Source organism: Ruegeria sp. ANG-R (assembly GCF_000813985.1).
In the GTDB taxonomy this organism is placed as follows: domain Bacteria; phylum Pseudomonadota; class Alphaproteobacteria; order Rhodobacterales; family Rhodobacteraceae; genus Ruegeria.
On sequence record NZ_JWLJ01000014.1, the window covers coordinates 62,732 to 82,221 of the forward strand.

Here is a 19,490-nt window from a genome sequence, read left to right on the forward strand (position 1 = left end):
GATCCTGCTCTGATCGGTGTTTCATTTGGCATACAGATTGATCTGGTGCGAATCAACTGGGCCACTAACCCAACCGCTACCATAGTTCAGGTGTTAAGGGTTTGCGTTTGCAGGTGAATATGTTCCACGCTCTGAAATGGCTGTAGGGTCTTGGGCCTTTCCTCCGATCCAGACCACACTGTTTCAGCGAAACTCATGAAGATAGGAAGCGACGGCGCGCAGTCTGGTTTGCTCCCAAGCCACGGGCTGGTCGATACTCGGGCGTTTGACACCCAATACGACATCAAGACCGTGGGTTATCGCCGCGCCGACCACCCGCACTCATCCGCCGCCCCACCGCGGATGAACGAGAACGATCCTATGCCGAACTCTACGGCTTTCTGGAGGAAGGCGCCCAGTTGGGCAAGACAATCCCGGGAGAGTTTGCTGATGACGGCAGGCCGCCTCGGCTGGACCAGCTCTAGCGCCCTCTAACTTGGGCTTGAGCGCGGGTTGTTCTGCGCGTGCGTGTAGATTTTGCGGATGCTCCATTCGACCGCGTCCCGCATGGTTTTGCCCAAAGCGACATCAAAGGCTTCCACCAGATCGGGAGTCTTGTCGCTGGTCGCTAACACGGCCTCCTGGAAAGAACTGGATGCGATGATCTTGTCCTCGTACTCATCGATGATCTTGATATTGATGCGTACTTCCACACGTACAGTTTTCGAGTTTTCGGTTTCACTGACGACGATGCCCTGAAACTCACGCAGATCGGGCGCGATGACATAGTCGGCACGCAGCCCGACCGTCGAGCGCCCGACGGCAGCGACCTTGCCCGAATTTTCATAGCTTTCGACCATCAATGCCTGAACGATCAACGGTGCGCGATCAACCCAACGTGCCCGGGGCAGATACTGAACCTGCAATAAGGTGGGCTGCACCGCGATCTGATCGGTGTTTACCGCAGCCGTTGCTGTGGGTTCTTCAACCACGATCTGCTTCTGGATACGCGGCAGCGATGATGAGAACGTGCTTTTGGGCGTCAGCAGATACAAATCGTTGGGTTTGGAAGCTTGGCTCAATGTCCCCAAGCCAGCGCATCCTGCTAACGCGCCAAGAACCAGAGCCAGAATTAGAGGGCGGATCATTGACGAAACTCCGATGCTTGGGTGCCTAACAAGAAGCGGGCCGGGTCGCGTTCGACCTTGTCGACCAACCTGTCCAGACTGATAATCAGGCGCTGTGATTCCTCGATAAAGCGGATGAATTGCGGCAAGCCGACACGCAAGAAATCCGAAAGCTGACGGCGGTTGTCCTGAACGATACCGTCGATAGTGCCCAGAAGATCAGAGGCCGATTGTGACGCGCTCAGAACATCATCGGAAATCTTGTCAATCTTTTCTGTGATGTTCGAGACGGTTTCAGCGACCTGATTGGCTGCCTTGCTTACTTCAGCTGCGACCGGTGAGATGTCTTTGTCCATCACGCGGTTCGCCGAGTCAAATGCGCGCTCAGCCGACGCAAGCGCCCCTTTGGCCGTATCCATGGTCGAGGTGACGGATTCAAGGGTGGTGTTTGCATTCACAACGGTTTCTGTGATGACGCCAAGCGTCACGCTGCCTTCATCCGATAGCCTGGTCAGCCTTTCGGCCAGAACCGAGCCACGTTCTATAAAGGGCTGAATATCCTGCTGAATCACGCGGTCAGCATTCGCAATTGTTGTATTTGCGGTCTCTAGTGTGGTTTTGGCGGTTTCTGATGCATCTTTGATACTTTTCAGCGTATCCGTGCCCGTACTCAGTGTTGTTTCTGCAGTGTTTGCCAAAGAGTCGAGCCTCTTGGTGAACGCTCCGATATCTTTTGCCGCACCGCCGAGATCTGAGGAGAGCGACTCGAAATCTGTCAGTGCCTTGTCCAGTTTGCCCGAGGCATTGGCAAGGTTGCTCAGAATATCCGACACCGCTTTGCGGTTTTCGTTGTCGACGACTGAATTGAGGTTCTCCAGCAGTGTGACGGCCTCTTCCAGCACTTTCGGGGCGCCTTCAAGCAAGGATTGGATCGAACTGCGCTTGCTGGTTATTACACTGTTCTGCGCCAGCCTGTCTGCGCTCGGGGACCCGCCCGACAACTCAACATAAGCTACTCCGGTCACACCCAAGGACTGCAATTGCGCGATGGTGTCCTTGGTCACGGGGATGTCTGCGTCAATCTCTAGCCGGACCCGAACCTTTGACGGATCGTCTTTGTCCAGATCCAAAGATATGACCTGGCCGACAGGCAAACCATTGTAGTTCACGCCCCCCGCGGCCGACAGCCCCGCGACATTGTCGAACAGTACATCATAATATGCGTATTGCCGGGTCACTTCGAACTTGGCGAGCCAAAGGAAGAAGCCAAATGCGCCCAGAATGCCTGCCAGGGTGAACGCACCGATCAGGATATAATTCGCTCGGGTCTCCATTGCCTCTACCTGTCCTGCCCTTTCTGTTGCGCCGCGCGGGCGCGAGGGCCTGTGAAATATTCCTGAACCCAAGGATGATCGACCTTGGTCATTTCTTCTATCGGACCTTCAACCAACACACGCTTTTCCGCAAGAACCGCGATGCGGTCACAGATGGCATAGAGGCTGTCCAGATCATGCGTAACCATGAACACAGTCAGTCCCAGCGCGTGCTGAAGCTCTCCGATCAGGTCATCATAGGCGGCTGCTCCGATCGGGTCCAACCCGGCAGTTGGTTCGTCCAGAAACACGATCTCGGGGTCCAGCGACAGGGCGCGGGCCAGCGCTGCTCGCTTGCGCATCCCCCCCGACAGTTCCGAGGGGAACTTGCTGCAACTCAGTTGAGGTAACCCCACTAAGCTGATCTTGAGCCCGCCAAGCGCCGCCATAAGGCTCTCGCTGATGCCAGTATGTTCGCGTAGTGGCGCCATCACGTTTTGCAGAACGGTCAGCGAAGAAAACAATGCGCCGTCCTGAAACGCCACCCCCCAGCTTCTTTCGATCCGCTGGCGGTCTTCTTCCGGGCCATTCAGGACATCTACGCCCAGAACTTCGATGCTGCCGGCTTTTGGTTTGTTCAGGCCCACGATGGTACGCAACAGTACCGACTTACCGGTGCCCGACCCACCGACGACCCCCAGAACCTCGCCCCGCCACACATCAAGGTTGAGATTGTCATGCACCACCTGCTCGCCAAATTGATTGGTCAGGTTGCGCACACGGATAACGGCCTCGCGCTGGGTGCCGCTTTTGGGTTTGTCCTGCAGGGCGGTGCCGTCCATGTCAGATCCCCAGCTCTGAGAAGAAGATCGAAAACAGGGCGTCGATGGCGATCACCATAAATATCGACTGCACGACCGAGGCCGTGGTGCGCTGACCAACACTTTCGGATGAGCCCTTGACCTGCATGGCTTGCCAGCAGGCGATGACCCCGATCACGAGCGCAAAAAACGGTGCTTTAATCATCCCGACGGCCAGCTGGGCGACGCCGGTATTCTCTTTCAGCCGGGTAAGAAACATCCCGGGGCTGACGCCGAGATCGATCCAGCTCATCAATGCGCCGCCAATCAGGCCAGCCATATCTGCGACAAAGCCCAGGATGGGCAACATGATCAGCAAGGCCACAACCCGCGGGATGACCAGCACTTCGATCGGGTCCAGGCCCAGCGTGCGCATCGCGTCGATTTCTTCCTGTACCTTCATCGAACCGATCGAGGCGGTGAAGGCCGAGCCAGAGCGGCCTGCGACGATGATAGCGGTCAGTAAGATACCCAACTCGCGCAAGATCGAGATCGAAATCAACTCGACAACGAAAATTTCGGCGCCGAATTGTTTCAGCTGGGTCGCGCCCTGAAAGGCCAGAACGACGCCGATCAGAAAACCCATCAAGGAAACGATGGGCAGCGCTTTGAAGCCGACCTGCTCCATCTGGGATACCAATGCAGCACGGCGCAGCCGCCAGGGCATGATCAGGGTCCGACCCAACCGATGAAGTGTCAGGCCGAGAAAGCCGATGATCGACAACGTGTCCTGCCACGCACCGAAGGTCTTTTTGCCAACCTGAGCAACCCAGTTAACGAAGCCTCGCGGCGGAAGCGCCTCTCCGGTCACTTCGGGAATGTTGTGCGAAACCGTCTCGATCAGCGAAGAATGGGCAGGGGTCAACCCCTTAAACCGCACCTGTGCGCCCGCGGACCCTAGTCGTTGTACAAGTCCGGCGACCAGCCAGGCCCCCCCGGTATCCAACGACTGCAACTGCGACATGTCCAGCACGACGTCCTGTCCGTTGGGTCGGAGCGCGGCGAAATCCCCTTCGACACAATCCAAAGACTGGGTACGCAAATCCCCCGCAACCCGTATGCAAACGCCGGTTGCGTCGGTCTCGGAAGTGATCGTCGGCCTTGTCATAGCGGTATGTGATGTCAAACGTCGCGTCGCTGCAATGGATTTGTTCAAATAAGCCAAGATTTTGCGCTCGTGCATTGCGGTGGTGCGACAGTGTAGTTCACATGAGTTGCAGACGACCGAAACAGCGTGAAAGCAGGATGCTCACGCTACGCTTGAATGTACACGGTTCCAACAGCCAGCCGTGGCGCACGGGGTCGCGCGGGCATTGATAATCAAAGTTGTTAATATTCAGATAATAATAGACAAATGTTCGTCTTGAGGTATCGTGGGGCCGAAGTTTTCCTGTTGCGGTTGAAATACTCGGACAGGCGGCTTGGTCGGCCAACAAAGGCACCCTTGTTCAGGTGCAGCTTCGCCTTATCGCCGGCTATTGCCCCGGATGCCTGTCGGGTGCGGATTGTGAGGTGGATCATGGTCGATTGGCTGGTAAGTATTCTTCAAAACTACCCCGAGCTGGCGGTGTTTCTGGCCATCGGAGTTGGGTTTCTCGTGGGCCCTTGGAAGGTGATGGGTTTCAGTCTGGGCACGGTTACCGCAACGCTGCTGGCGGCTGTGGTGATCGGGCAGGCCCACATAGATGTAGACTCGGCGGTCAAATCGACCTTCTTCATTATGTTCATTTTTGCCGTAGGCTACGGTGTCGGGCCGCAATTCATCCGTGGTCTTAAAGCCGACGGCGCGCGTGAGGTCTTCTTTGCGCTCAGCGTATTGGCATTGTGCCTGGTGATTCCGATCATCGCAGCCAAAGTGGCGGGGCTGGAGCTTGGTTACGCTGCCGGTCTTTACGCCGGATCGCAGACGATTTCGGCGGCGATCGGTGTCGCAACTGATCAAATCGGACAGCTGGGTTTGCCGGCGGAACAGGCCAAGACCTATGCCAATCAAATCCCCGTCGCCTACGCTGTGACCTATATTTACGGCACCATCGGCTCGGCAATCATTCTCGCCAAGATCGGTCCGCGCCTGATCGGAGTTGATCTGGTTGCAGCGTGCAAGGAATATGAGGCCCAGTTGGGTGGTACCATGGCTGTGGAAACCGGCGACGGCATCGTATCAGCCTATCGTGCGATCGAGGCGCGGGCGTTTGAGATTCCCGAAGGCAGCGATCTGCTGGGGCAGCCTGTCAAAGATCTGTTGCCGGGTGTGCGGATTTACGCGGAACGTCTGAAACGTGATGGGAAGATCATCGAGGTAGACGATAATACCATGTTGCAGGCCGGGGATGTCGTGATGTTCTCGGGTCGCCGTTCGGATCTGGTGGGGTTGCTTGAAACCAATCTGACCGAAGCTGATGCGCCTGAGCTGCTGAGCATCCCCTCGGAAAAATTGGATGTGCTGATCACCAGCAAAGAGGTGCACAACAAAACGCTTGAAGAGCTGAGCAAACTGTCGATGGCGAGGGGCATCTATGTCTCGAAACTGATGCGCAATATGCAGGATTTACCGCTGCTGCCAGGCACTGTCGTGCACCGGGGCGACATCATCACCATTCAGGGTAGCAAGCGCCATGTCGAGGCGGCAATAGCCAAGATCGGTTATGCGGATCGCCCGGTGGATACCACGGATCTGGCCTTTGTCGGCTGGGGGATTTTCATCGGGGGGATCATCGGAACGCTGTCGGTCATGATGGGCGGATTTCCGATCAGTCTTTCAACAACCGGCGGCGCGTTGCTGGCAGGTCTCGTGCTGGGCTGGCTACGTACGGTGCATCCGACCTTTGGCCGGATACCCGGTCCGGCGCTTTGGCTCATGAATACGCTTGGTCTGAATGTCTTCATCGCGGTGATCGGGATTACGGCGGGGCCGGGTTTTGTAGCGGGGCTGCAACAGGCCGGTATTGCGCTGTTGCTGTGGGGGATCGTCGCCACTTCGCTGCCGATGATTTTTGCGGTTTATGTCGGGCATTACGTGTTCAAATTCCCCCCCGCCATTCTGTTCGGGGCCTGCGCAGGCGCTCGGACCACCACCGCCGCATTGGGTATGATTCAGGAAGCCGCGCAGAGCCGCATCCCGGCGCTTGGTTACGGGATGCCGTATGCAATCGGGAACACATTGCTGACCATCTTCGGGATGGTCGTTGTTTTGATCCTAAGCTGATTTGGAGAGGTACGCATTATGGACAGAGTAACGTTGCACGACTACGAAGCGCTCAGCCCGTTTCAGATCAAGGATGAACTGATCAAACTGGCCTCGGCTGAGGCACTCAAGGCCAACAGCGCCTTTCTGAACGCAGGGCGGGGCAATCCCAACTGGGTCGCCACCCGCCCGCGAGAGGCGTTCTTTGCCCTCGGTCAATTCGCCATAACCGAGTCCAAACGCGTGATGAACAACCCCGCCGGGCTGGGTGGAATGCCTGCGCGGAAAGGCTGTCACGACCGATTGCAGAACTGGGCGTCCGATCATTCAGAGACGCCGGGCGTCGATACTCTGCTTGAGGTGGTGGCACATGCCATCTCCGCATTCGAGTTCGATGCGGACGAGTTTGTGCATGAACTGACGGATTCGATCATCGGCGATAACTACCCGGTGCCCGACCGCATCCTGAAGCATAACGCCGCCATCGCCCATGAATATCTGATGTGGTCCATGTGCCGGGGCCACCGGCCTGACGCTCAGTTCGATCTGTTCGCGGTCGAAGGTGGTACGGCTGCGATGTGTTACATCTTCAAATCGCTCAAAGCCAATCGGTTGCTGAACCCCGGCGACACGATTGCGCTGTGCACTCCGATCTTCACACCCTATCTGGAAATGCCCGAGTTGGAGGACTACAGCCTTGAATCCGTCCATGTGGAAACTGACGAGGAAGACGGATTCCAACTAACCGACGCCGCAGTTGAGAAGCTGAAAGACCCCAAAGTAAAGGCATTTTTCCTGGTCAATCCAGGAAACCCGTCCTCGGTTGCGCTCAGCACTGCGTCACTGCGCAAACTGGCGGATCTGGTGGAAAACCATCGTCCCGATCTGATCGTGCTGACGGATGATGTCTACGGCACATTTGTGCATGACTTTACTTCGGTGATGGGGCATCTGCCGCGCAATACGATAGGTGTGTATTCATACTCGAAGTATTTTGGTTGCACCGGCTGGCGACTTGGGGTGATCGCGGTGGCGCAGGACAACATCTTTGATCTCAAGCTTGCCGAGCACTCCGAAGAGATCAAGCAGATACTGGACAAACGCTATGGAACACTCAGCCTGACGCCGCGCGACATCCGTTTCATCGACCGGCTTGTGGCCGATAGCCGCGACGTGGCGCTGAACCACACGGCTGGCTTGTCTCTGCCACAGCAGGTTATGATGACGTTGTTTTCACTTTGCGAACTGGTTGACAGCAAGAAAATCTATCAGACCGCATGTATGGAACTGGTGCAACGTCGCTTCAAACTATTGACCGAAGCGATGGGGATCGAGGTGAAAGCAGGCGAACACTACGACGCTTACTACGGCATCATCGATTTCGAATACTGGCTACGCAAATATGTTGGCGAAGACGTCGTGACCTGGATCAAACAGAACGTTCACCCCTTGGATATAGCGTTCAAACTGGCCGAGGATTACGGTATTGTCCTGCTGAATGGCAGCGGGTTTGATGCGCCGGGATGGTCGGCGCGCGTGTCCTTCGCCAACCTGCCGGACGAAGCTTATTCGCAGATCGGAACAGCCGTTCGATCGGTTGCGCGGGGCTATGTGCAAGCCTACCGCGCTGCGAACAATTTGCCGCTGCACGGCTAGCTAAAACTCCCTACACCTGCGCCCGAACTGGTGCTACCCATAGGCGCAGGGGAGGATGATTTTGGACATATCCGAACAGCGCATCAAGGCGATGACATCCGCTGGCCTGAACCTGATCGGGCAGGCACTTTCGATCTATGACAGTCGGCTGCGACTTGCGGTCAGCAACCTGAGGTTTCAGGAAATGTTCGATTTGCCCGACGCGCTTGTCGAACCGGGTGCATTGTTTCGCGATACCATTCATTTTCTCGCAAGCCGAGGGGAATACGGTGCCGCTGGTGATGTGGACGAAATGGTCGAGATCCGCGTTGCGCAGGCGCTGGCTTTCGAGCCGCACTATATGGAGCGTACCCGGCCCAACGGACAGGTGATCTCGGTCGAAGGCGCCCCATTGCCAAATGGTGGCTGGGTCGCCGTCTATACTGACATCACCCGTACCCGTCAGATCGAGGACCTGCTGCGTGCCCGCTCGGAAGAGCTCTCGGATCAACTTCTGAGCCACGCCGAAGAGCTGTCTGCAACCAATCGCAAACTGGCAGCCACCATCACGGCACTGGAAGAGGCGAAACGCCAGCTGACTGAAATCGAGGCCCGCACACGGATGACAACCGAAATGATGCCGGCCCATATCGCCCATCTGGATGTCGATGGGCGATATGATTATTCCAATCGCCGCCTCAGTTCGGTCATGCCCGGACGCCCTTCCGATATCCTGGGCCTTCATATTTCACAGGCCCTGGGACCATCGGCCCATGATCGAGTGAAACCGCATCTGGAACAGGCCTATCGCGGCCAACCATCGGTTTTCGAGTTTACCGAGGATCAAGATTCGCGCCGCATTCGTGTATCCTTCACGCCGGACAAAGCGGGCGGTGTTTACGTCATGTCGGTGGATATCACCGAAGAAACCCAAGCCCGCGTCGCCCTGCAGCAAACGCGTCGAAGGGCCATGGCCGCACAGATGACCAGCGGGCTGGCGCACGATTTCTCCAATTTGCTCACCATCATTCTGGGAATGCAGGCCCGGCTTGAAAAGATGGAATTGCCCGATGAGGCCGTCCAACTTGTTGCCGCTACGCAGCAGACCGCACGCCGGGGCGGGCAACTGCTGAATCGCATCGCTGACATGACCGGCAACCGCACACCTCAACCCCAGGCCACGGATATGCGCGGACTACTCGAGGATTTGCGGGTGCTTGCGACGCCCTCTTTGCCGCGCGGCATGGGGCTGTCGGTGGTGAATACGTTGCCCGACAAGGCGTTGATGCTTGACCCTGGCATGGTACAGGATGCCCTGTTGAACCTCGTTTTGAACGCGCGCGATGCTTGTGGCGTATCTGGCCAGATTACGATTAGCGCACATGCCATCGGGACAATTTGGGTTGAGATAACAGTTTCAGACACGGGTCCGGGATTTACACCGGAAGCCTTGGAGAAGGCGTTGAACCCCTTCTTTACCACCAAGGGCAGCGATGGGTCGGGTCTCGGGCTGCCAATGGTCTATGACACGGTCAAGCTGGCCGGGGGCGACCTGAACCTGCGGAACACGCCCTCTGGTGCCTCCGTTGTATTGCGATTGCCTTACCGGCCTGCGCCACCTGCTCAAGCGGGTCTTGTATTGCTGGTCGAGGATAACGACGAACTGCGCAGCCAGTTCCGCGATATGCTGGTCGGATTGGGATGTTCAGTGATTGAGGCAAGCTCGGTCGAGGAAGCACTGGCTTTGACGTCAGACATTGATGATATAGCGCTGGTACTATCGGACATTCGGCTGGAAGGGGGGGGAACAGGCATCGATATCGTCGACCGTCTGAACGGTGCCCTGCCATGTATACTGATGACATCGCTGCCACTTTCCGATCCGCTGCATCATCGCGCGCTGACCCGTGCACCTGTTCTGAGCAAACCGTTCACGTCGACCGAGCTGTCGGCGCTGATCCGAACCAAGGCCGCATAGATGACCCAACCGTTGGTGACCATCCTTGATGATGAACCTGAAATCCGCCGCATACTGACTGACGCGCTTGAGGATGCAGGTTTCCGAACCCAGAGTTTCGCCCGTGCGCGCGAATTCGAGGCCTCGCTCAAGCGGGTCACTCCGGATCTCTGTCTGGTGGATCTGTCACTGCCCGATACCGACGGGCTGGCGCTTGTTCACCGGCTTGCATTAGAGCAGGGGGCGGCCGTCATCATCATTTCAGGTCGCGCTCAGGTACAGGATCGTGTGACCGGGTTGGAGCTTGGGGCGGATGATTACATCACAAAGCCCTTTGATCCTGCCGAGGTTATTGCGCGGGTCCGCGCCCGCCTGCGGTCATCCGGCCCTGCGACACAGAGTTCGTACATTGCCGAGTTCAATGGCTGGACGGCGCAGTTTGACAGATACGTCCTGATTGATGCCGATGGTATCGAGACACCATTTAGCCATGCCGAGGGCGAGGTCCTGAGGCTGTTTCTCGAAAGCCCCAAACGCCTGATCAGCCGTGCGCGAATGCAGGAGATGCTGGGTGGTGGAGCGAGCGAAAGCTTTGACCGGGCGATGGATGTGCGGATTTCGCGCCTGCGTACAAAGCTAGGCGAAGATCCAAAAAATCCGCGCCTTATCAAAACGATATATGGCGCAGGGTATATCTTTCTTGGTGATGTCAGCTGGTCTTGAACAGTAGACTGAAGGCCAGGGAACATCGGAATAATCATTCGGCCCGTGCTTCCCGACCGGTCCCGGCATTGTTCCATATTTCAATCCCGCAGAGCCTGTTCTTTGATCTTCAAAACTGGTTGGATCAGGTAATCCAGCACTGATTTTCGGCCGGACAGAATATCGACTTCGGCGATCATCCCGGGGATGATCTCAACCGCCACACCGCCCGCATCCAGCATGGTATCCGAGGTCTGAATCTCAACCACAAAAACCTCCTCTTCGCTCCGCTCTGATCGCGTGATCGTGTCGGCGCCGATGCGAACAATTTCCCCATCCAGACTGCCGTATCGCGAAAAATCGTAGGCCGTGATCTTGATTTTGACCTTTTGTCCTGCGTGCAGGAACGCGATGTCCTTGGGCCGAACATAGGCTTCCACCAGCAAGCGGTCGTCCAAGGGTACTATTTCGATCAATTCTTCTCCGCTGCGTGCCATCCCACCAATCGTCGTTCGGTGGAGGCGGTTTACGATGCCCCGAACCGGCGCCCGGATCTGTGCGCGGGATGCGCGGTCGCGCAGGGATGGCAGGGCAGGTTGCAACGCTGCTAGCTCCGCCGAAACCAAAGCCAGATCAGTTAACGCCGCGCTGCGAAACCGACTGCGCGTTGCGCGGACCTTGTCATCCACTTCATCAAGACCGGCCTTCAACCGGCTCACCACCGCTTCGGCCCGGATCTTGCGGCCCTTCCATTCCGCCTCGCTGCGGCGCAGGGTCAGAAGTGTAGTGGCAGGTTCCATCCTCTGTTCTACCAGCGGAACCATCAGGGCGCGTTCTTCAGCCAATACATTCAGAGTTTCCGTTGTCGTAACCTGGTCAACCAGCCCTTCTTCGTATTCGCGTTGTCGCTGCTCACGCTGTCTGGTCAGAATTGCGATCTCGGCTTCCAGTTCTGCCTGCCGTCCGTGATATAAAGCGGCCTCTGAGCGTACGACACTTGGGGCTCCATTCAGAAGGGCGTCGTCAAACTCCAAACCAGTTCCATCGATTTCCGCCTTCAGACGCTGGGCCCGGGCCATCAGGCCATAGGCGCGCTGTTGTTCCTGGCTCAACTCTCTTTCGATCTGGTTGGTGTCGAGTTCCATCAGCAATGTACCGGCCTCTACCACGAGGCCCTCGCGAACATGCACAGACTGCAAAACACCCGGCTCGGTAGCTTCGATTACCTGAATGTCACCTGATGGCACGATACGGCCGTCCGCCCTTACGACATCATCCAGTTCGGTGAAATGGGCCCAGAAAACTGCGCTGATCAGACATCCAAGGATAAGCAGCAGCAGCAGTGAACCCCTAATTGGTGCCTGCCCGCGCATTTCGCTTGCAAGACGCTTCAGATCAGGATGCTGCGACATTCAGGTGCCTCCCGGTGTTTCGAACATGCCGCGTCAGGATGCTTTTGTCGCCGTCCATGGCAACTTTGCCGTCCTCGATCACGATGACTCGGTCAACCAGCTCCAAGAGGCTGGTACGGTGCGTGACGACGACCATCGTCGTGTCCGGCGTGGCCTCTTTTAATCGACCGATGATCTCGGCTTCCGATTTGACGTCCATCGCGCTCGTCGGCTCATCCAAAAGCAGCACCGGAGGGCGCCCAATGAGCGCCCGCGCCAGCGCAATCGCTTGTCGCTGGCCGCCAGACAGGCCCTCTCCGCGTTCAGCCACTTTCTGGTCATAGCCGTGGGGGTGCCGAGCGATAAAGTCTTCGACCCCGGCGATGCGTCCGGCACGGACCAGTTCGTCGTCATGTGGGCGCACGGTTCCACTGGTAATATTGTCCCGCACGGTGCCGGAAAACAGCCAGACGTCCTGTAGGAGCGACCCGATGTTATGGCGCAGATCGCCCGGATCGATCTGTCGTATGTCCAGCCCGTCCAGCATCACTGAACCCACGCGCGGGTGATAGAGGCCCAGCAGCAATCGCGCGACGGTACTCTTTCCCGACCCGATCTGGCCGAGGACGGCAACTTTTTCACCGGGTTCAATGGTGAATGAAATACCTTTCAAAGTGTCGTCATGTTGATCGGGGTAGGCGAAATGAACGTTGTTGAAGATGATACGCCCAGAGAACTCGGACCGGCTGATCCACGACCGGCCATCGGGCCGTTCATTGTCAGCCTTCATCAGCGCGTCGAGATTGCGAAATGCGCTGCGGGCCTGATTGACGCGAGTCAGCGTCTGCGCCAACTGCCCCAGTGGCGCCAGAGCACGCCCTGTCAGCATCACCGACGCCACAAGCGCACCCATGCTGGTTTGCCCGTCCGTGATCAGGAACACCCCATAGAACACGATGAGCACTTGTGCGGCCTGCTGCGTGAACCCCGTCAGGTTCAAGGCAAATTGGGTGACGGCCCGACTGCGTGCCCCATGGTTCGATTGACGCTTTATAGCGCTTTCCCAACGGGTGCGCATCTGACGTCCCGCCGAGGTCGTTTTGATGGTCTCCAACCCCGTTACGGCCTCAACCAGAACTGATTGTTTGGACTGGCCGTCGGCAAAACTCTTTTCCGCCAGACGCGACAGGATCGGTTGCACTGCAAGCCCGCTGAACAAGACCACGGGCACGGCGAGCGCAGGAACAAGCGCCAGCGGACCTCCGACCATGTAGATCGTGAGGATAAATACCGCGATGAAGGGCAGATCGACAACGGCGACGAGCGTGGCGGAGGTGAAGAACTCGCGCAGGGTCTCGAATTCGCGCACTGTGCTTGCCATAGCTCCGGTAGAGCCCGTGCGAGATGTCATGCGGATGTTCAAAACCTGATCAAACACGCGGCGGCCCATGGACAAATCCGCGTTCTGGCCGGCGCGATCAATGAACCCTGCACGCAGGAGCTTTAGCGCGAAGTCGAACGCCAATGCCAGGCACACCCCAAGCGTCAATGCGATCAGGGATTCGGTCGCCTCGTTGGGTAAGACCCGGTCATAGACGATCATGATGAAGACCGAGGTTGAAAGCCCAAGAACATTTGCCATCGCGGCAGCCAGTGCCACTTGCGCATAAGACCAGCGGTTCGCAGAGAGAGCTGACCAGAACCAATGGCCCCCCTGGACTTCTTCGGCTGAACCAGCCTCGTCCCGGTACACGCGCCGAAACAATAAAGCATAGCCGGTATAAGCCTTGCTTACAGCGTTCTCGGGAACCGCACCAATACCGTCATCCAAAGCCGGGTCGTAGACCAGCAGATCGCCATTGCGTGCACGTCCGTGATAAACGACGGCGCGATCTCCTTCCAGCAACAAGATCGCAGGGGCCAGCGCAGCATCAAACGCTTTGAGCCGCCGTGCGCCAAATCCAGTCTGCAGGCCAGCTTTCTGTGCCGCGTTCATGGCGTCGCGCACAGTCAGTTCACCTTTTTCACCAGATTGTGCTGCGTTTAGCGCGGCCACAGTCAAAGGGCGGTCCAGCGTTGCCGCGACATTCAACATGCAGGCTTCCAGTTCGGTCAGCAAATCACGGCTGCGCCTCATAGCGATCCATCCCATTTGTCCAGTGTGATCCAGCGCAGATCCAGAACGCCCCCGGTGAGGATCAGGGTTGCGTAAGTGCTCAGCAAGAAGCCTGCTTCTGCCATTGTCTGGCGCTCCTGAGCATCTGCATAATCCCGTTGAACATCCGCCGTTTGGGGCTGTGCGGTCATTACATCCGCATTCGATCCAAACTTGTCAGATACCTGACCTGTGATCAGCCGTTTGATTTCCTCGTGGATCACAAGATTTTGGCGAATGACATCCAGAAGCTTTCGCCGGTCCAAACCCAAGATACGGGTTTCGACGACCGCCAAAGCTGTCGCCGCGGCAGGCTGCAGTTGATTGCCGCGACTTTCCAATTCATGAGCACGGGCTGCGGCAAGATCGCTTGCAGCTCTGCCACTATCGTAGACCAGCTGCGAAACCCGCAGATAAGGGGTTGCATCTCCGTCATCTACACATGACCGGTTGGGTTGAGCATTGAAATCCAACGAAACCTGAGGCAAAACGGCAACGCTTGGGATACTCCGATTTGACTCTGCGGCATCCGGTTCCGAGCCACGTCGCGCCGCCATCGGACTGCTCTGAGCAGCCAAACGTAGGCGTTGACCGAATGAGCTTTCTCTCAGACGACCTGATGTTTCAATCAGACCTGCGCCGGCGCTTTCGCTCGAAAAAGATGTTTCGATGCTGGAAAGAGCAGGCGTTGGCGCGTAGGCAGAAATCGGCAGGAGCACGACCAGCAGCCTTGAGGCTCTGAGAGTACGCTCAACCCATCGCATGGATCACCTCCGAGCGCTTCTGGCCTTGTAACACATCTTCAGCCATCGCGGTGATGAACCCGCCTAAGGCATCGTTTGGTCCTGAAGCACTGACGGAACGGTCGATTTGCGCACGAAACAGCCAGGCGCAATGGGACAGTGAAACCTGATGAGCGTGGATCAGTTTTAGGGCGCGGCTGGCCAGCAGCATCAGCGTATACGCATCGGGCAATCGGTCCAGACGCCGCGCATCAATGCCCCAACATCTTTGCGGCAATGTGATTCCGTCATACTCGTTCAGCGGAACAAACAGGTCCAGTTCAGCGATCAATGAACACAGGCGGTTTGTTTCTGTTGCAGAGATTTGACGGCTCTGCAGAAAAAGCTGAACCTGGCAGAGCTTCTGCGCAAGTTGTCCATCCATGGTAAAAAACGGATTGTCCTGAGGGTCGCGTGTCACCAGGCCCGAGCTCTCGTCAACGGTCAGGCGCCATCGGTGCCCGTTTCCGCTCAAGGCGTCAGATTGAAATGGAAAGCAGCGCAACTCCGACGGTACATATGGCGCAAGCCAGCGCCCATTTTGGCCGACAAAAGGCGACATACATTCAGAGACAACTGAGAGTAGCGCTGCAGGTAAAAAACCCTCTTCGTTTTGTTGGAACACTATTGGAAAAGATGTCGCGATCTTTGACACTTCGGAGACAACGATAGGGCAGGCACTCATTTCCTCCGCAAACTGATAGGATGTGAAGCTACGCCAGTAGCGGTTGCTGTGCCGCTTATGGCTGACTGGAAAAAGGCCGTTCTCTGCCATTTGATCCTCTTGGTCTGGGACGGCGAGGTCGCTTTTGCGGCCCCGCCTCAGGCTCCGTCCTCCGTTCAGGCAGAGGCGCCGGTTGGGTCAGTAATAAGGATGTTGTCAGTGCTCAGACCGCTCAGATCGGACAGCCCGTCAAACTGGGCTACGGTCTCTACCGAAGCCGTGTTGGGACTTGAGTAATCAACCTTGACCAGGACACTGTCGGTACCATCCGTTGCAAGAAGAAATATCTCGTCACCGGCCTGCGCGCCGTTCAGGTTCTCGGCTGCATTGGCAATCGTATCCGCGTCAAGGTCGGTCAGAGCGGTCTCCAACCCGACAAATCCGGTATTGGCATCAATCGCGTCGCCCACGACCAGTTTTTCCACACCGGTACCATCACCGCGTAACGAAGTTGTATCCAGTCCCTGGAACATCAACGCATCTGAAACGCTGGCCGCAGGGCCCAGAGTGAAACCGCTGACATTGTCGACGCCATTTGCGGCAGGATCAGCCTCGAACACAACAACATCCCGACCGGCTCCTGATAAGTCGATTGTGTCGTCGCCGTCACCGCCGCGGATTACGTCGTCGACGTTTGATCCCGTCAGGATGTCAGCGCCGCTCGTGCCTAGATGGAGTTGCGAGGGCCCTCCGTCGGGTGTCGCCAGGGTCAGCACGATTGGCTGGCTCGCATCCTGAACAGTCATCGTAAATGTCAGGACAGGCTGAGATATATCCCCGTAGCTGGTCGCCGCACCTGCGAAACTGATCGCGGAACCACCATTCGGATTGGCCAGAAAGAGATTGAAATCGGAGTTCTCAGTCTCAGATCCGCTATCATAGGTAGCCACTGACGGGTCGAACCCCAGCTCGGCGGTAAATGCCAGTCCGCTCGAGATATCACGGTCCGGGTCCGTGTAAATCTCGAATGTCGCAGTCGTTCCGCTGCGCGCGACTTCTGTGATGATGTAGGCCGCCGGTATATGGGCGACAGTCTGCTCGGACACGGGAACCGGATCTGGGCCGCCGGAGACTGTGGCCTGAGCCACGAAATCGAGGGTATCGCCGGCTTCGACAGCGGCAAAGCTGGATGCTGGCACGGCCAGGTTCCAACTGCCATCCGCTGCCACTGTCGCGCTACCAAGCGAGACCGTGTTAAGCGTTACATCCACCGCCTGACCAATCGCCAATCCCGCAGAACTGCCTGATATCGTCACCCCAGTGCTTTGTGCATCGTTGAGCGACACGGTATCATTACTTCCGAGCGTGTCGATGTTCAGGATGGGCCGGAAATCTGTTGCCAATGTGGTCGTGGCATCGGGCGCGGGATTGCCCGCTGTATCCTGTACCGAAGCTGTCACAGCGAAATTGCTTCCATCTGCCAACCCTGCCAAATCAGCTGAAGGAATGTTCGTGCTCCAGGTGCCGCCCGAAACGACTGCAGAATATGTCTGACCATTCAGGCTGACAGTGACGGTCTGGCCGTTCTCGGCGGTCGTTGTGCCCGATACGCTGAGATCGGTGCCCCGCTCCAGGATATCCAATACCGAACCGACCGACAGCGGGTCTAACGTAACCGTAGGTGCGCTGAGATCTGTGCTGAAACTGGTTGTCGTGCTGTTGTCGTTGCCAGCCGCATCCGCAATCGCGGCGTTCACATTATAGGTTTCCCCGTCCTGAAGTCCGTCTAGGCTGGCAGCTGCAGCTGTATACGTCCAGATGCCGCTGCTGACGGTCGCTGTTCCGCTGACAAGGACCGCTCCTCCGGATTGGACAATCTGGACTGAGACCTGCGTCCCATCAGCCGCATCAGACGTCCCCGATACCGTCAAATCCGTCGCTTGTTCGGCTAGGTTCACCACGGCTCCGTCTGATAGCGATGAAATCGTCAGAGAGGGGGCAGTGAAGTCGGTGGCGAAACTGCCAGACGCCTGTATCGCCGGGTTGCCCGCCACATCAGAGACATCCGCAGTCGCAGTGATGGTTGATCCATCGGGCAACGCGGCCAGATCTGCCGATGAGACGTTGACTGTCCACGTCCCACCTGAGACCACATCGGTGTAGGATTGGCCATTCAGGGATACGGTGACGGTTTGACCGTCTTCGGCTGTCGTGGAACCGGCTACGGTCAGGTCGGTGTCCCGCTCAGCCGCATTCAAAACTGCGCCATCGGAAAAACTGTCAATACTCAGGGTTGGGGCAGAGACATCTTTAGAGAGGCCCGTACTGGCTTGCGGGGCAACAAGACCATCAGCGTCGGTTACATCTGCGGTAACGTTGAAGTCACCCCCGTCGGCAAGTGCTGCGAGATCAGCGCTTGGAATGGTCACACTCCAGTTGCCACCTGATACCGGGCCGGTATAGGTCTGCCCATCAAGGGTCACCGTGACTTGCTGCCCATCTGTCACGTTGCCCGTTGTGCCACTTACCGTCAGGTTCGATCCGGCTTCGACGGCGTTCAGAATTGGCCCTACAGATAAAGGTGTAATCGCGATCGAGGGACCGGTCAGATCGACCGGAACCGTTACAGAGACCGGTGTCGCCGGGTTGCCCGCGGCATCGCCGACAGAAACAGAAACAGATGCGGGTACGCCGGTTGTCAAACCGCCCAGATCGGCGTTTGGGATGGTCACGGACCAATTGCCGCCCGATGCGACGCCCATATAATCCCGACCTTCGAAGGACACAGTGACCATCTGACCGTCCTCGGCCGTAGTCGTGCCATTCAGGATGAGGTCTCCGACTACGTCTGCCAGATCGATGGACCCGCCGCCCACAGGGTTCAGCGTGAGATTGGGTGCCGTCAGATCGGTATCAAAGCTGCCATTGGCTTGCGTGGCAGGATTGCCTGCACGATCCGCCACATCAGCCGTCACCGCTATACTGGTACCATCCAGCAGCACGGCGAGGTCTTCTGCTGGGACGGTAACGCTCCAACTGCCGCCTGAGACTGTGCCACTGTAGGTCTGTCCATCGATCGTTAGCGTGACGGTTTGACCATTCTCCGCATCCGTGGTGCCAGTGATTTCGAGATCCACATCCTGTTCGGCGTCATTCATGACGCCCCCGGCCGAGAAGGCAGTGATTGCCAAAGTTGGCGGCACGGTATCTACGTCGAATTGGACGGTTTCGACCGATAATTCCATCCCGGTGCCATCCAGATGGCGAACCGAAATATCCGAGACGCCCTGAGGCAGCCCCGCCGCCTCAGCCTGAGTCAGCGAAATACTCCAGCTTCCGTCACCAGCGGGAGTGATGGTCTTGGTTACCGATCCGATGGTAACCTCTACCGTACTTGTCCCCTCCGGTGTCGCTGTCTGGCTGCTGACGTTGTTGAGTGCATTTGATTGCAACTCGGCCAGATTCAGACTGGGCGGTCGGGGCGGCGACGGTGCAACGGTGGGTGCGTCGTCATGATCATCATCGTCGCCACCTCCTCCTCCGCCGCCACCGCCAGCGGCCGCTGCGCCGGCAACGCCAAGCCCACCCAATGCAAGCCCCGCCCCGCTTACACCACCTGCGGCCGCGGTGGCACCTGCCGCTTCCGCTGCCAGGCCGAACTGAGCAATCCCCCCTACCGCTCCATCCGCAACCACGACCGTGCCGTTTTCCAAGACCTGCACGTCCCCGGCGCCGCGAATG

13 protein-coding genes are annotated in these 19,490 nt (G+C 57.5%); 4 read left to right on the top strand and 9 right to left on the bottom strand.

From position 1 onward, the window contains the following. Positions 1-470: 470 nt before the first annotated feature. The 4 genes from RA27_RS21765 to RA27_RS21780 are packed head-to-tail and all read right to left on the bottom strand — an operon-like array spanning position 471 to position 4,387. Positions 471-1,127, bottom strand: a complete 657-nt coding sequence (locus tag RA27_RS21765; protein ID WP_039543951.1) for an ABC-type transport auxiliary lipoprotein family protein — start codon at positions 1,125-1,127, stop codon at positions 471-473. Beyond that, a complete protein-coding gene (locus RA27_RS21770) occupies positions 1,124-2,440 on the bottom strand; it encodes an MlaD family protein (protein ID WP_039543954.1) in 1,317 nt (438 codons plus the stop codon). Before RA27_RS21770 ends, RA27_RS21765 begins: the two co-directional genes overlap by 4 nt. 5 nt (positions 2,441-2,445) lie before the next feature. Beyond that, the gene (locus tag RA27_RS21775; RefSeq protein WP_052265437.1) at positions 2,446-3,261 is read right to left on the bottom strand and encodes an ABC transporter ATP-binding protein; all 816 of its coding nucleotides are present in this window, start codon (positions 3,259-3,261) and stop codon (positions 2,446-2,448) included. Position 3,262: 1 nt separating this feature from the next. Further along, complete coding sequence (locus tag RA27_RS21780) at positions 3,263-4,387, bottom strand: MlaE family lipid ABC transporter permease subunit (protein ID WP_039544010.1); 1,125 nt, start codon at positions 4,385-4,387, stop codon at positions 3,263-3,265. A gap of 411 nt (positions 4,388-4,798) precedes the next feature. Here RA27_RS21780 and aspT point away from each other — a divergent pair, with 411 nt between their 5' ends. Genes aspT through RA27_RS21805 form a run of 4 tightly spaced genes read left to right on the top strand, consistent with a single transcriptional unit; the run spans position 4,799 to position 10,778 of the window. After that, the gene (aspT, locus tag RA27_RS21790; RefSeq protein ID WP_039543962.1) at positions 4,799-6,484 is read left to right on the top strand and encodes an aspartate-alanine antiporter; all 1,686 of its coding nucleotides are present in this window, start codon (positions 4,799-4,801) and stop codon (positions 6,482-6,484) included. 18 nt (positions 6,485-6,502) lie between these two features. Beyond that, positions 6,503-8,119 carry a bifunctional aspartate transaminase/aspartate 4-decarboxylase gene (locus tag RA27_RS21795; RefSeq protein WP_039543964.1) on the top strand — a complete coding sequence of 539 codons (1,617 nt, stop codon included), beginning with the start codon at positions 6,503-6,505 and terminating at the stop codon, positions 8,117-8,119. 55 nt (positions 8,120-8,174) lie between these two features. Continuing rightward, a complete protein-coding gene (locus tag RA27_RS21800) occupies positions 8,175-10,076 on the top strand; it encodes a PAS-domain containing protein (protein ID WP_039543967.1) in 1,902 nt (633 codons plus the stop codon). After that, positions 10,077-10,778, top strand: a complete 702-nt coding sequence (locus tag RA27_RS21805; RefSeq protein ID WP_039543969.1) for a response regulator transcription factor — start codon at positions 10,077-10,079, stop codon at positions 10,776-10,778. Positions 10,779-10,858: 80 nt separating this feature from the next. On the opposite strand, the gene RA27_RS21810 is transcribed toward RA27_RS21805, so the two are convergent. The 5 genes from RA27_RS21810 to RA27_RS21830 form a co-directional block, all read right to left on the bottom strand. Beyond that, positions 10,859-12,169 (bottom strand): HlyD family type I secretion periplasmic adaptor subunit, encoded by a 1,311-nt coding sequence (locus RA27_RS21810; protein WP_039543971.1) that lies wholly within the window; start codon positions 12,167-12,169, stop codon positions 10,859-10,861. Then, on the bottom strand, positions 12,153-14,285 hold the full coding sequence (locus tag RA27_RS21815) for a type I secretion system permease/ATPase (protein ID WP_039543974.1): 2,133 nt from the start codon (positions 14,283-14,285) through the stop codon (positions 12,153-12,155). The genes RA27_RS21810 and RA27_RS21815 overlap by 17 nt, the downstream gene beginning before the upstream one ends. Next, the gene (locus tag RA27_RS21820; protein ID WP_193746561.1) at positions 14,282-14,860 is read right to left on the bottom strand and encodes a TolC family protein; all 579 of its coding nucleotides are present in this window, start codon (positions 14,858-14,860) and stop codon (positions 14,282-14,284) included. Before RA27_RS21820 ends, RA27_RS21815 begins: the two co-directional genes overlap by 4 nt. 193 nt (positions 14,861-15,053) lie before the next feature. Continuing rightward, complete coding sequence (locus tag RA27_RS21825) at positions 15,054-15,860, bottom strand: SapC family protein (RefSeq protein ID WP_039543979.1); 807 nt, start codon at positions 15,858-15,860, stop codon at positions 15,054-15,056. 65 nt (positions 15,861-15,925) lie between these two features. Continuing rightward, a partial coding sequence (locus RA27_RS21830; protein ID WP_039544012.1) for an Ig-like domain-containing protein occupies positions 15,926-19,490 on the bottom strand: 3,565 nt, incomplete at its 5' end.